This is a genomic window from Streptomyces niveiscabiei (assembly GCF_001419795.1).
Lineage (GTDB): Bacteria > Actinomycetota > Actinomycetes > Streptomycetales > Streptomycetaceae > Streptomyces > Streptomyces niveiscabiei.
Genome location: NZ_LIRL01000433.1, coordinates 1 through 12,690 on the forward strand (window position 1 = coordinate 1; position 12,690 = coordinate 12,690).

The window sequence follows — 12,690 nt, forward strand, 5'->3', positions numbered from 1 at the left end:
GTGCCGAAGTCCTCCGGGACCGTCAGGAACGCCGAACCGTGCGGGCCCAGCAGCCACTTGAAGGTGACGCTCGCCGTGTAGTCGTACGCGTCCGCGTCGAACGGGAGCCAGCCTGCCGCCTGCGAGAAGTCGACGTACGTGCGGGCGCCGTGGTGCTTCGCCGCCTCCCTCAGGGCCGGGAGGTCCGCGATGCGGCCGTCCGCCGACTGGGCCGCGCTCACCGCGACCAACTCCGTGCCGGGGCGCACCGATTCCGCCAGCCGGTCCAGCGGGACCGTGCGGACCTTGAGGTCGCCGCGGACGTGGAAGGGGTTCAGTACGGACGTGAAGTCGTCCTCCGCCGTGAGGACTTCGGCGCCCGGCGGGAGGGACGCGGCGATCAGGCCCGTGTGCGCGGCCACCGAGGCGCCCGCCGCGACCCGCTCCGCGGGGACGCCGGCCAGCCTTCCGTACGCCTCCCTGCACGTCTCCACGTCCGACCACAGGCCGTCCAGCGGTCGGCCCTGCGCCCGTAGCGTCACCGCCTCCTGGATCGCGGTGACCGCGCGGGCCGGGAGGAGACCGCTGCTGGCCGTGTTGAGGTACGTGGTGCGGGGGGTGAACTCGGTGCGGACGAGGGCTGCGAAGGTCTCCGGCGTCTCCATGCGTCCACTGTGGGGGCGCCGGGAGCCCTCGTCCATCTCTGTTTGCTACGTCATACCTTGAAGCGGTGCTTCCGCGAGGGCCGTCGGCCCTCTTACCGCGCGGTTTCCTCTCGCTGCGGGACCTCGCAGCCGTCCGGGCCGCACGCCTGTGCGTCGCCCTGGTCCAGCAGCGTCAGCGGGGAGCGTTCGCCCCATGCCTGGGTCAGCGCCTGCGTGAAGACCTCCGCCGGCTGGGCTCCCGAGACGCCGTACTTGCGGTCCAGCACGAAGAACGGCACGCCCGTCGCGCCCAGCTGCGCCGCCTCCCGCTCGTCCTCCCGTACCTCGTCCGCGTACGCCTCCGGGTCCGCCAGCACCTTGCGGACCTCGTCCGCGTCCAGGCCCGCCTCCGTCGCCAGCTCCACCAGGCGTTCGTCACCCTCCGTGAAGACGGAGCGCTCCTCCGCGAAGTTCGCGCGGTAGAAGATCTGGATCAGCTCGTCCTGCCTGCCCTGTTCCTTCGCGAAGTGCAGGACCCTGTGCATGTCGAACGTGCTGCCGTGGTCCCTGCCCCTCGTCCTGTACGCCAGGCCCTCGGCCTTCGCCTGCGTGCCGAGGTTGTCCTCCGCCGCCTCCGCCTGGGCCTCGCTGATGCCGTACTTCTTCGCGATCATCGGGATGACCGGGCCGTTCTCGGTCTTGCTCCTGCCCGGGTCCAACTCGAACGACCTGTGTACGACCTCCACCTGCTCCTTGTGCGGGAAGGCCGCCAGCGCCTTCTCGAAGCGGGCCTTGCCCACGTAGCACCACGGGCAGGCGATGTCGCTCCAGATCTCGACGCGCATGTCTTCGGCTCTTTCCGGTCGTCTCGTGCGGAGACTTCCTCCGCCGTCTTGCGTGAACGTTCAACCAGGGGGGGTTCATTCCCCGGCTCGTTCCCCGTCCGGGGTTGGGCCTATGCCTGCGGCGGCCCCATCGCCTTCGGTGGGGGCTTGGGTAGCGCCCCAGGCCGTCGTGTGAGTCGGTGCCGCACCGGGGGGTGTCCGTCCTCGGGTCGGCTGACGCGTTTCTTGAGTTCTTAGTCTGCGAATGCGCCGACCGCTGCGGGCGGACACCCCCCGGTACGTCCCCTTCCCGCCGTTTGCGGCTTCCCCCCTCCCGGGGGCTCTCCTGTCAGCTGCCGTCCCTCAGGTCCTTTGGCCAGTACGGGCGGTACTCGATGTGGTCGTAGGTGACCACGCACTGTTCGCCCATCGGGGACTGGGCCATGAAGCCGATCAGGGCCGCGCCCGTTTCTTCTGTGTCGCCCAGGGTGAAGAGGCGGACGAAGGTCCAGTGGTCGCCGTCCCTTGAGGCGTGGAAGGCCAGGGCTCGGCCGGTGCGGCTGATGCGGAGCCAGGCTGAAGTGCCGTCCACGGTGAAGGAGTTGGCGTCGTCCGAGTGGCCTCGGGTGACCACCGTGCAGACCGTGGGGGTGGTCGGGGAGAGTTCCAGGCAGAGTTTGGCCCAGGCTCGGTCCGCTACGTGGACGTACAACACGCCTGCGTCGAAGGGGGACTTGAAGCCTACGGTGACTCGGGCGATGAGTTGGAAGTCGCCTTCCGGGGCGCCCAGGAGGCGGGGGGCGTCGGAGGCCGGTTCGAGGGATTCCTCGGTGGGTGAGACGAAGCGGTCCTGTCGCGCCCCGGCCCAGCCGCTGAGCACGCCGTCGTCGTAGGACCAGTGGCCGTCGGGGCCGTAGGTCCGTAGGGGGAAGGGGAGTTGAGGGAGCGAGAGGTCCATGGCGGAATCATCTCAGGGGACCGCTGACGCCGTTCAGGGGTGTGGGGCTGTGTCCGTGTGCGGCTTCGCCGCGTGGGGACACAGCCCCGTGAGGTCTAGCGCTCCAGGACCCCGTTGAATCGCCGGGGCAGGCCCAGCTCGTTCTCGTCCCTCAGTTCCACCGGCAGCAGCGCGGCGGGTGTCGTCTGGTAGACGACCGGACGCATCCAGCGTTCGATGGCCGTGCCGCCCACGGAGGTGGATGTGGAGGTCGTGGCCGGGTACGGGCCTCCGTGGTGCTGGGCGGCGGCGACGGCTACGCCTGTGGGCCAGCCGTTGACCAGGACGCGGCCCGCGAGGGGGGTGACCTCGGCGAGGAGGTCGGCGCCTCGGCCCTCGCCGGCCGCCTCGGACTCCGAGAGCTGGACGGTGGCGGTGAGGTTGCCGGGGAGGCGGGAGAGGACGGAGGTGACTTCGGTGTCGTCCTCGTAGCGGACGACGACTGTGACGGGGCCGAAGCACTCTTCGAGGAGGAGGTCGTGGGCGCCCTCGGTGGCGAGGCGGGCGGCCGGGACCGTGAGGAAGCCGGGGCTGACCGTGTGCTCGCCGCCTGCGCCGGGGGTGACCGGGGATTCCACGTCGGGGAGCTGGGTGCGTTCGGCGACGCCCGCGATGAAGTTGTCGCGCATGCGGTGGTCGAGGAGGACGCCCGCGTCGGTGTCGCTGACGGCGGCGGTGAGGGACTTGACCAGGCCGTCGCCCGCCTCGCCGGAGGGAACGAGGACGAGGCCCGGCTTGACGCAGAACTGGCCGACGCCGAGGGTCATGGAGCCGGCGAGGCCCGTGCCGATGGCCTCGGCGCGCTCGGTGGCGGCGGCCTCGGTGACGACGACGGGGTTGAGGGAGCCCAGCTCGCCGTGGAAGGGGATGGGCGTGGGGCGGGCGGCGGCGGCGTCGAAGAGGGCGCGGCCTCCTCGGATGGAGCCGGTGAAGCCCGCGGCGGAGACCAGCGGGTGCTTGATCAGCTCGATGCCGGCCTCGAAGCCGTGGACGAGGCCGAGGACGCCGGCCGGGATGCCGTGTTCGGCGGCGGCGCGGCGGACGACCTTGGCGACCAGCTCGGAGAGGGCCGGGTGGTCGGGGTGGGCCTTGACGACGACCGGGTTGCCGGCGGCCAGCGCGCTCGCGGTGTCGCCGCCGGCGACCGAGAAGGCGAAGGGGAAGTTCGAGGCCGAGTAGACGGCGACGACGCCGAGCGGGACCTTGTAGCGGCGCAGGTCCGGGATCGGCGGGGTGGCCGTGTCGTCGGGGTGGTTGATGACGACGTCGAGGAAGGCGCCCTCGTCGACGATGGCCGCGAAGGCGCGCAGCTGATAGCAGGTGCGGGCCAGCTCGCCGTTGAGGCGGACCGGGCCGAGCGCGGTCTCCGCGTCGGCGGTCTCGACGAGGGCTTCCTTGGCCGCTTCGAGCTGGTCGGCGGCGCTGCGCAGGAAGGCCGCGCGGACCGTGCGGTCGGCGAGGGAGGCGCGCGCGGCGTGGGCGGCGCGGACGGCGGCGTCGACCTCCTGGGCCGTCGCCTCGTCGGCGACCTGCTCCCGCTGCTTCCCGGTTCGGGGGTCGACACTCCAGACTGGTGCTGCTGCCACCGGGGGTCCCTCCAACAAGTCGTGCCGCGGTGTCCTGTCACCACCAGCGCTGTTCGATATACTGAACACTGTCTGTGCTGGTGAATATGCTGTTGCAGACTATAACTTCAGCTTCTCGTCGAACGAAGGGGTCACAGTCGATGTCGGCAGGCGAGGCGGGGGGCGGGGCCCAGGTCAAGTCCGCGGTGCGGACGGTCGAGCTGCTGGAGTACTTCGCGGGCCGTCCCGGGATGCACTCCCTCGCGGCGGTCCAGGAGGCCGTCGGGTACCCCAAGTCCAGCCTCTACATGCTGCTGCGCACGCTCGTGGAACTGGGCTGGGTGGAGACGGACGCGACGGGTACGCGGTACGGCATCGGCGTGCGCGCGCTGCTGGTCGGTACGTCGTACATCGACGGCGACGAGGTCGTCGCGGCGGCCCGCCCGACCCTGGACCGGTTGTCGGACGACACGACCGAGACGATCCACCTGGCGCGCCTCGACGGCACGAACGTCGTCTATCTGGCGACCCGGCAGTCCCAGCACTACCTGCGCCCCTTCACGCGCGTGGGGCGTCGGCTGCCCGCGCACTCGACGTCCCTCGGCAAGGCCCTCCTGTCGACGTACTCGGACGAACAGGTCCGCAAGATGCTCCCGGAGACCCTCCCGGCGCTCACCGAGCACACCATCACGGACCGCGAGAAGCTCATCGAGGAACTGCACGTCATCCGCGAACAGGGCTTCTCCGTCGACCGCGAGGAGAACACGCTGGGCCTGCGCTGCTTCGGTGTGGCGATCCCGTACCGCACGCCCGCGCGCGACGCGATCAGCTGCTCGGTGCCGGTGGCCCGGCTGACGCCCGCGCACGAACAGCTGGTGAAGGACGCGCTGTTCGACGCGCGCGACCGGTTGACGCTGGCGACGCGCAGACTCTGACCGCGCGTACATGAACGTCGGGTGAGAAAACGGGCGGACGGGAACTCTCCGCCCGCCGCGTTCGTCTGTTTGTTCGTATGAACAGGACCATCAGGCGTACCGCCGTCTTCGCGCTGCTGCTCGTGTTCGCCCTGCTGCTGAGGGCGACCTGGGTGCAGTTCTACGAGGGGCAGGCGCTCGCGGACGATCAGCTGAACCGGCGGAACGCGATCGAGACGTACTCGGACCCGCTCGGGAACATCATCGTGGCCGGAAAGTCGGTGACGGGGTCGGCGCGGACGAACGGCGACCTGAAGTACAAGCGGACGTACACGGACGGCAAGCTGTACGCGGCGGTGACGGGGTACGCCTCGCAGGCGTACGCGCCGACGCAGCTGGAGGGCATCTACGCGGACGTGCTGAACGGCACGGACCCGCGCCTGAAGACCGTGATGGACACGGTCACGGACCAGCGCGCCGCCCCGGGGAACGTGATCACGACGATCGACCCGGCCGTGCAGAAGGCCGCGTACGACGCGCTGGGCGACAAGAAGGGCGCGGCCGTCGCGGTCGACCCGAAGACGGGGCGCGTGCTCGCGGTCGTGTCGACCCCGTCGTACGACCCCTCGACGCTGACGGACGCGAACACGGCCGGCTCGGCGTGGAAGAGCCTCAACGCGGACGAGGACAAGCCGCTGGTCAACCGCGCGCTGCGCCAGCCGCTGCCGCCGGGGTCGACGTTCAAGCTGGTCGTCGCGGCTGCCGCGCTGGAGGACGGCCTGTACGACAGCGTGGACGCGCGCACGGACAGCCAGAACCCGTACACCCTGCCGGGCACGCGCCAGGTGCTGGCCAACGAGAACGCGTCCGCGCCGTGCGAGAACGCCTCGATCCGGGTCGCGCTCCAGTACTCCTGCAACAACGTCTTCGCGCACATGGCCGTCCAGCTCGGGCAGGACAAGGTGCGGGCGATGGCGGAGAAGTTCGGGTTCAACGACGAGGCGCAGGACGTGCCCGTGCGCGCGTACGCCAGCGTCTACCCGAAGGGCATGGACGAGGCGCAGACGGGCCTGACCGGTATCGGCCAGTTCGACGTGACGGCGACGCCGCTCCAGATGGCGATGGTGTCGGCGGCGATCGCGAACGGCGGCAAGCTGGTCTCGCCGCACATGGTGTCGCAGGTGACCAACAGCGGCGGTGACGTCCTGGAGGACGTGGACGGGGCGACGACGACCAGGCAGGTCGTCAGCTCGGGCACCGCCGAGCAGTTGCAGTCCGCGATGCAGACGGTCGTCCAGGACGGGACGGGGACGAACGCGCGGATCAGCGGGGCGACGGTGGGGGGCAAGACGGGGACGGCGCAGCACGGCGAGAACAACAGCAAGACGCCGTACGCCTGGTTCACGTCGTACGCGAAGGCCGGGGGCAAGGAGGTGGCCGTCGCGGTGATGGTCGAGCAGTCGGACGCGGCGCGGTCGGAGGTCAGCGGGAACGGGCTGGCCGCCCCCGTCGCGAAGGCGATGATGGAGGCGGCCGTCAAGGAGTAGCTCTACTTCGTGCCGAGGAGCTGCTCGATCGGGTCGATCGCGAAGTACACGGCGAACAGCGCGGACGTCCCCCACAGCAGCCAGTGCACGTCCCGCGCCTTCCCGAGGACCGTCTTGATCAGCACGTACGCGAGGAACCCGGCGCCGATGCCGTTCGTTATGGAGTACGTGAAGGGCATCACGGCGATGGTGAGGAAGGCGGGGATGGCGATCTCGTAGCGGTCCCAGTCGATGTGCTTGACCTGGGTCATCATCAGGAAGCCGACGGCGATGAGGGCGGGCGCGGCGGCCTGGAGGGGGACGATGGTCAGCAGGGGGGTGAAGAAGAGGGCGAGGGCGAAGAGACCGCCGGTGATCAGGTTGGAGAACCCGGTGCGTGAGCCTTCTCCGACGCCTGCCGCGGACTCGATGTAGGAGGTCGCGGAGGACGAGGAGGCGGCGCCTCCGGCGACGGCAGCCGCGCCGTCGATCAGCAGGACGCGGCCGAGGTTGGGCACCTTGCCCTCCTCGTCCAGCAGCCCCGCTTCCGCGCTGATCCCGACGACGGTGCCCATCGTGTCGAAGAAGTCCGACAGGATCAGCGTGAAGATCAGCAGGACGACGGTGATCACGCCGACGCCGGGCGCTGAGAACGCGCCGAACAGGCTGAAGTGGCCGATGAGCCCGAAGTCCGGGGTGTCGACGACCTTGTCGGGCCAGCTCGGCGTGGTCAGCCCCCAGCTCTTGATGTCGGCGACCGCGTCGATGACCATCGCGACGGCGGTCATGGTGACGATGCTGATCAGGATGGCGCCCTTGACCTTGCGCGCGAGCAGCCCGATGGTGAGCAGCACGCCGAGGCAGAACACGAGGATCGGCCAGCCGGAGAGGGTGCCGGTGGAGCCGAGCTGAACCGGCACGGTGGTGTTGGCGGCGTCGGGGATGCGGGTGACGAACCCGGCGTCCACGAACCCGATGAAGGCGATGAACAGCCCGATCCCGACGCTGATCGCCTGCTTCAGCGGCTGCGGTATCGCGTGCATCACGGCCTCGCGCAGCCCGGTGACGACGAGCGCGCAGATCAGCAGCCCTTCCAGGACGACGAGGCCCATCGCGTCGTCCCAGCTCATCAGCGGCGCGATCTGGAAGGCGACGACCGCGTTGAGGCCGAGTCCGGCGGCGAGGGCGAGCGGGAGGTTGCCGCCGACGCCCATGACGATCGTCATGACGGCGGCGACGAGCGCGGTGGCGGTGGTCAGCTGGACGGGGTCGAGGGTGTGGCCGTACTTGTCCTTGGCGCTCCCGAGGATGATCGGATTCAGGACAAGGATGTACGCCATCGTGAAGAACGTCGCGAGGCCGCCGCGTGTCTCCCGGGCGAACGTCGAGCCGCGTTCGGAGATCCGGAAGAACCGGTCGACGCCGTTCAGCGCGGGGGGTGCGGCCCCGGGCCGGTCGGTCTTCGCTTGCGTCTCGGACATGGCGGACACTCCTGGTTGCCTGGTGGATCAGTGTGCGGATGCTGGCTGGATTGTTCCCTCGTTGAACTCTCTTCAGGTTTTCGACGTGTTACGGATTCGGGCTCCGCAACGACCGGTCCCTCACACGGCGTTCGAAGACCCGTACGAAACGCACAAGTCGATCACTGCTACGCTTCCGCATCTCGTCCCGGTGATCTCCCCGGGGCCTTCCCATGTCATTCACATGCCACACAGAAGAGGTCAACCCGTGGGCACTGTCGTGGACGACGCCGCCTCCGTGGAGTTCCATGCCTTCTTCGACCGCCACTACGCCGAACTGTCGCGGCTGGCCTACCTGTTGACCGGGGAGTCGGACACCGCCGACGACCTGGCTGCGGACGCGCTGCTCGCGCTGTGGCACCGCTGGGACCGGGTGCGCGCGGCCGACCACCCGGTGGCGTACGCGCGCGGCGTCGTCGCCAACCTGGCGCGGACGAAGATCCGCAGCGCGGTGCGGGAACGGCGCAGGATCGCGCTGTTCTGGTCGCAGCGTGAGGAGAAGACGGAGAACCCGGATGTCGCCGGCGTGGTGGACGTACAGTCCGCGCTGCGTAGACTCCCCTTCCGCAAGCGCGCCTGTGTCGTGCTGCGGCACGCCTTCGACCTCTCGGAGAAGGACACCGCGCTCGCCCTCGGGATCTCGGTCGGTACGGTGAAGAGCCAGACCTCCAAGGGGATGGCCGAGTTGCAGAAACTGCTCGGCGCCGAGAAGGCTCCGAAGCGGGTGCACGCGGTGATGGCGCGCACCTCCGAGTCCGCGGGAAGGGACCGATGACGATGCGCCGGGACGTGCACGACGACTTGCGTGCCCGGCTGCACGAGGCGGCCGAGCGGCACGAGCCCGACCGCGCGCGCATCCTGGCCCGCGTGGAGCGCGGCATGATGGCCGAGCCGGACCGGCAGAAGGGCCACCGCTCGACGCGGCCGGTGCTGGGCTGGGCGCGGATCGTGGGCGCGACGGCTGCGGTCGCCGGGATGCTCGCGGTCGGCGGGTACGCGGTGGCGTCGGCGGTGAAGAGCGAGCCGCCGGCCGAGCAGACCGTCTCGGTCTCGCCGACGCCGGTGGTGTCGCCGGACGCGACGAGCCGTCCGCCGCACTCGCCGTCTCCGGCGCCGAGTTCGAAGGGTGAGGCGCCCAGGTCCACGGACCCGGGACCGAGCCGTACCGCCGAGGCGTCGCCGTCGCCGGGGGCCGGCACTCTGCCGCCGGCGGCCGGGGCGAGCGACGGGCCGCTGTGGTCCGACGGCTCGGTCGATCCGCACAGCAACGACTTCTGGGCGCAGAGCAACATCACGCTCAAGGTGTCGAAGGAACTCACCGCGCTCACCGTGCAGTTGAAGGTCGCGCAGACCGGCGGGGTGTCGAACACGGGGGCCTGGCGGTCGCTGCCGGAGGACGACTTCACGTTCACCGTCGGCGAGCGGGACGGGTTCCTGGTCTACACGTGGGTGCTCAAGGACGGGCGCACGGTGCGTCCCGGTGAGTGGGTGTTCGCCGGTCAGTACGACCACGACCGGGGCGGGCGGGACGCGCGCGACGACTCGTACGCCGCCGCCGGGACCGCCGAGGGCAGGGCGCGGTCGGTGGGCGGGGGCTTCGCGGCGGCGGACGCGGACAAGGGCGGCTCGTAACAGGGTTCACGGGATGTTCTCCGGCCCCGGTGAAAAAGTTCCGCACCGGCGGCAACCCTTTCCCCACCGGTGACGACTTCAGGACGGCACCACCCCCCTGAACGACGGAGCACCACCCTTGAGCACGCACAGAAAACACCTCTCCCGCCGCCGTGTCCTCGGCGGCTCCGCGATCGCCGTCGCCGCGGCGGGCGCGGCCGGGGTCGCCGGGGTCGTCTCCTCGGCGTCGGCGGCGGCCTTCGGGTACGCCGACGACGGGAAGAACTACGTGGTCAACACGGGTGCGTCCGTGGTCTTCAAGGTCTCGAAGACGACCGGCGACATCACCTCGCTGGTGTACAAGGGCAAGGAGTACGAGGGGTACGGCGGCCGGCACTCGCACGTCGAGTCGGGGCTCGGCTCCGCGACCGTCACCGTGCGGCAGTCCGGCTCGACGATCCTCGTCAAGGCCGTGCACGGTCCGATCACCCAGTGGTACGCGGCGCGCAGCGGCCAGGACAACGTGTACCTGTGGACGCACAAGGCCGACGCGTCGTTCACGGCGACCCGGTTCATCGTCCGCCTCAGGCCCGGCGTCTTCCCGAACGAGGGCTCGGACTCCTGGATCGAGGCGTCGGACAAGGTGATCGAGGCGGGGGACGTGTGGCGGCGGGCCGACGGGACGACCCACTCCAAGCACTACTCCGGCAAGCGGGTCGTCGACTACGACTACGTCGGCTTCAAGGGCGCCGACTCGGCGCTGTGGATGGTCCGTTCGAACCACGAGAAGGCGTCCGGCGGCCCCTTCTACCGCTCGCTGCTGCGGCACTCCAACGAGCTCGGCGCCGGGCTGTACGAGATCCTGCACTACAACCAGGCCCAGACCGAGCCGGAGCGGTTCGGTCTCCAGGGCCCGTACGTCCTCGCCTTCACCGGCGGCGCGGCTCCCGCGTCGTCGCTGCTGCACGGCAACCTCGACACGTCCTGGGTCGACGGGCTCGGGATCACGGGCTGGGTCGGCGGGAAGGGGCGCGGCAAGGTCGCGGGGGTCGGGCTCAGGGGGATGTCCTCGGCGCACCCGTACACCGTGGGGTTCGCCAACGCGGACGCGCAGTACTGGGCGAAGGCGGCGAGCGGGACCGGCGCGTTCTCGTGCCCGGGGATGCTGCCGGGGACGTATGAACTCACCGTCTACAAGGGCGAGTTGGCCGTACACCGGACGACCGTGAAGGTGACGGCCGGGGCGACGGTCGCGCTCAACTCCCTGACGATCGGCGGCGATCCTTCAACGGCCAAGGCCGTCTGGCGGCTTGGGGACTGGGACGGCACGCCGTCCGGGTTCAAGAACGCGGCGCTGATGACGTACGCGCACCCCTCCGACGCGCGTGCCGCGAAGTGGACGGGGAACGTGACGATCGGGAGCGGGGACGCGGCGTCCTTCCCGGCGTACATGTGGAAGGCCGTGAACGACGGGGTGCGGATCCACTTCCGGCTGACAGCCGAACAGGCTTCGGCGGCGCGGACGTTGAGGATCGGGGTGACGGACGCGTTCGCGGGCGGGCGGCCCCGGGTGACGGTGAACGGGTGGACCTCGGCGGTCCCCGTGGCGCCGTCCCAGCCGTCGACGCGGTCGCTGACGACGGGGTCGTACCGGGGGAACAACCACACGTTCACGTACACGGTGCCGGCGACGGCGCTGGGGGCGGACAATGTGCTGACGCTGAACATCGTCAGCGGTTCGAGCGGCGAAAAGTTTCTGAGTCCGGGGACTGCGTTCGACTGTATCGATCTGCTCTAGCGCTCAGCTTTCGTCGTTCAGTTTGTTGCCCCATGCCGTATTGCCGATGACGGAATGGGCGGGGTGGGCTCCCCCGCCTCCCAACGCGAAGCCGTTCTTGTTCCTGAATGCCTGACTGTGCTCGATGGTGACCGGTGAGGAGAACTGCCACAGGTCGATTCCGTCGTCCGCGTTGTCGTGGAGGCGCGCCCCGGTGACTTTGTTGCCGGTGCCGGAGCCGAACTTGATCGCGAGGCCGTCCGCGTTCCGCCCGTGGTTGCCGTGGCTGTCCAGGTTCTGGACGAGGTTGCCCACGGTGCCGTCGCCCCGCAGCGTGAACCCGGAGTCGCCGTTGCCGGCGGTGACGAGATTCCTGAAGATCCCGCCGGTGGACGAGGTGACGACGAGTCCCTGGGCGGGTGCGTTCCGGAAGGTGAGGTTCTCGACGGTCCAGTGGCTGCCGTAGATTCCGGCGAGCCAGGACCCGGCGGGCAGTTCGGCCCCGTCGATGACCGCTTTCTCGGTGCCGTACGCCTTGAGGGTGATCCGTGCGGAATGGGTGCCGCTGGCCGTGGATTTCAGCGTGGCGGCCGGGGTGTACGTACCGCCGCGCACCTGAATGGTCGTCCCGGCGACCGCGTTTTTGACGGCGGATTCGAGTCCGGCGGTGGTGGACACGGTGACCGTACGGGAATCCGCCCGGGCGCCGTGGTCGGAGAGGCCGAGCAGGAATCCGCCCGCTCCGGCGGACAGGGAAATCGCCGCCGCGATCGAGAGCGTCCGCGTTCTGCGATGGCGTCCGGTGCCGATCCGCACGGGTTTTTCCTTTCCTCGGGAACAGGATCGGAAACGAGTCGTCGCGGCGACGGGAAAAGGTTGCCGTTCCCGCGAAAGTCGTTCGCAACTTTCGCGGGGACGGCTGTCGCGTACGTCAGTCCATGGTCGCGCCGATGGTCGTCGACCCGGTCGTCAGGAACGTCGTCGCGGGCAGAGTCCCGCTGGAGCTGCGGGAGTTGTACGTCGAGGAGGCGTCCGTGGAGCGGAAGGCGGGCGTACTCACCCCGGAGTCCCAGTTGTTGCCGGACGACGTGACGCCCGACCCTTTGTTGACCGAGCCGCCGCCGTTCCTGACGGCGAGGTTCTTGCCGAGCTTCGCGGCGCCGGTCGCGAAGTAGTAGCCCCACTTGCCGTTGGCGTACGCGGTGGTGCGGTTGATGGAGATCGCGCCGGTGTTGCTGTTCTCGGTGAAGCCGTTGCCCGCGTTGCCCCAGGCCGCCGAGTTGTTGACGGCGTGGGCGACGGAGGGGCCGTTGCCGCCGAGCTTGTACCCGTT

General features: G+C 69.9%; 10 protein-coding genes and 2 pseudogenes. 5 read left to right on the forward strand and 7 right to left on the reverse strand.

Annotation, left to right across the window (positions count from 1 at the left end; all coding sequences use genetic code 11):
- From AOK24_RS21025 to AOK24_RS21040, 4 genes are all read right to left on the reverse strand, one after another.
- Positions 1-644: aminotransferase class V-fold PLP-dependent enzyme (locus tag AOK24_RS21025; protein WP_159051940.1), on the reverse strand; the 644-nt coding region annotated here is incomplete at its 3' end.
- Between the two features lie 92 nt (positions 645-736).
- The gene (locus AOK24_RS21030) at positions 737-1,468 is read right to left on the reverse strand and encodes a DsbA family oxidoreductase (RefSeq protein ID WP_055721610.1); all 732 of its coding nucleotides are present in this window, start codon (positions 1,466-1,468) and stop codon (positions 737-739) included.
- Positions 1,469-1,796: 328 nt separating this feature from the next.
- Entirely contained in the window at positions 1,797-2,405 is a 609-nt protein-coding gene (locus AOK24_RS21035; RefSeq protein ID WP_055721611.1) for a DUF1349 domain-containing protein, read from the reverse strand.
- A 95-nt stretch (positions 2,406-2,500) separates the two neighbouring features.
- Entirely contained in the window at positions 2,501-4,030 is a 1,530-nt protein-coding gene (locus tag AOK24_RS21040; protein WP_055721612.1) for an aldehyde dehydrogenase (NADP(+)), read from the reverse strand.
- A gap of 140 nt (positions 4,031-4,170) precedes the next feature.
- Between AOK24_RS21040 and AOK24_RS21045 the strand changes: the two genes are divergently transcribed.
- Together AOK24_RS21045 and AOK24_RS21050 are read left to right on the forward strand one after the other, a co-directional pair.
- Positions 4,171-4,944 (forward strand): IclR family transcriptional regulator, encoded by a 774-nt coding sequence (locus AOK24_RS21045; RefSeq protein ID WP_055721613.1) that lies wholly within the window; start codon positions 4,171-4,173, stop codon positions 4,942-4,944.
- Positions 4,945-5,021: 77 nt separating this feature from the next.
- Positions 5,022-6,470, forward strand: a complete 1,449-nt coding sequence (locus AOK24_RS21050; RefSeq protein ID WP_055721614.1) for a peptidoglycan D,D-transpeptidase FtsI family protein — start codon at positions 5,022-5,024, stop codon at positions 6,468-6,470.
- A 2-nt stretch (positions 6,471-6,472) separates the two neighbouring features.
- On the opposite strand, the gene AOK24_RS21055 is transcribed toward AOK24_RS21050, so the two are convergent.
- A complete protein-coding gene (locus AOK24_RS21055; RefSeq protein WP_055721615.1) occupies positions 6,473-7,930 on the reverse strand; it encodes an NCS2 family permease in 1,458 nt (485 codons plus the stop codon).
- A 247-nt stretch (positions 7,931-8,177) separates the two neighbouring features.
- Between AOK24_RS21055 and AOK24_RS21060 the strand changes: the two genes are divergently transcribed.
- The 3 genes from AOK24_RS21060 to AOK24_RS21070 all read left to right on the forward strand — a co-directional run bounded on the left by AOK24_RS21060 (position 8,178) and on the right by AOK24_RS21070 (position 11,378).
- Positions 8,178-8,744, forward strand: coding sequence for a SigE family RNA polymerase sigma factor (locus AOK24_RS21060; protein WP_055721616.1), 567 nt, complete (start codon positions 8,178-8,180; stop codon positions 8,742-8,744).
- Positions 8,741-9,601, forward strand: a complete 861-nt coding sequence (locus AOK24_RS21065) for a hypothetical protein (RefSeq protein ID WP_055721617.1) — start codon at positions 8,741-8,743, stop codon at positions 9,599-9,601. Before AOK24_RS21060 ends, AOK24_RS21065 begins: the two co-directional genes overlap by 4 nt.
- A gap of 118 nt (positions 9,602-9,719) precedes the next feature.
- On the forward strand, positions 9,720-11,378 hold the full coding sequence (locus tag AOK24_RS21070; RefSeq protein WP_055721618.1) for a rhamnogalacturonan lyase B N-terminal domain-containing protein: 1,659 nt from the start codon (positions 9,720-9,722) through the stop codon (positions 11,376-11,378).
- A gap of 15 nt (positions 11,379-11,393) precedes the next feature.
- Here AOK24_RS21070 and AOK24_RS21075 read toward each other — a convergent pair.
- Positions 11,394-12,173: pseudogene (locus tag AOK24_RS21075) on the reverse strand (right-handed parallel beta-helix repeat-containing protein); the annotation flags it as partial.
- A gap of 115 nt (positions 12,174-12,288) precedes the next feature.
- Positions 12,289-12,690 (reverse strand): annotated as a pseudogene (locus AOK24_RS50890) (right-handed parallel beta-helix repeat-containing protein); the annotation flags it as partial.

What these genes read in the sequence shown, in the direction of transcription:
- AOK24_RS21035 (WP_055721611.1), bottom strand. Translation starts at nt 2,405, where the DNA reads ATGGACCTCTCGCTCCCTCAACTCCCCTTCCCCCTACGGACCTACGGC.
- AOK24_RS21055 (WP_055721615.1), bottom strand. Translation starts at nt 7,930, where the DNA reads ATGTCCGAGACGCAAGCGAAGACCGACCGGCCCGGGGCCGCACCCCCC.
- AOK24_RS21065 (WP_055721617.1), top strand. Translation starts at nt 8,741, where the DNA reads ATGACGATGCGCCGGGACGTGCACGACGACTTGCGTGCCCGGCTGCAC.
- AOK24_RS21050 (WP_055721614.1), top strand. Translation starts at nt 5,022, where the DNA reads ATGAACAGGACCATCAGGCGTACCGCCGTCTTCGCGCTGCTGCTCGTG.
- AOK24_RS21030 (WP_055721610.1), bottom strand. Translation starts at nt 1,468, where the DNA reads ATGCGCGTCGAGATCTGGAGCGACATCGCCTGCCCGTGGTGCTACGTG.
- AOK24_RS21045 (WP_055721613.1), top strand. Translation starts at nt 4,171, where the DNA reads ATGTCGGCAGGCGAGGCGGGGGGCGGGGCCCAGGTCAAGTCCGCGGTG.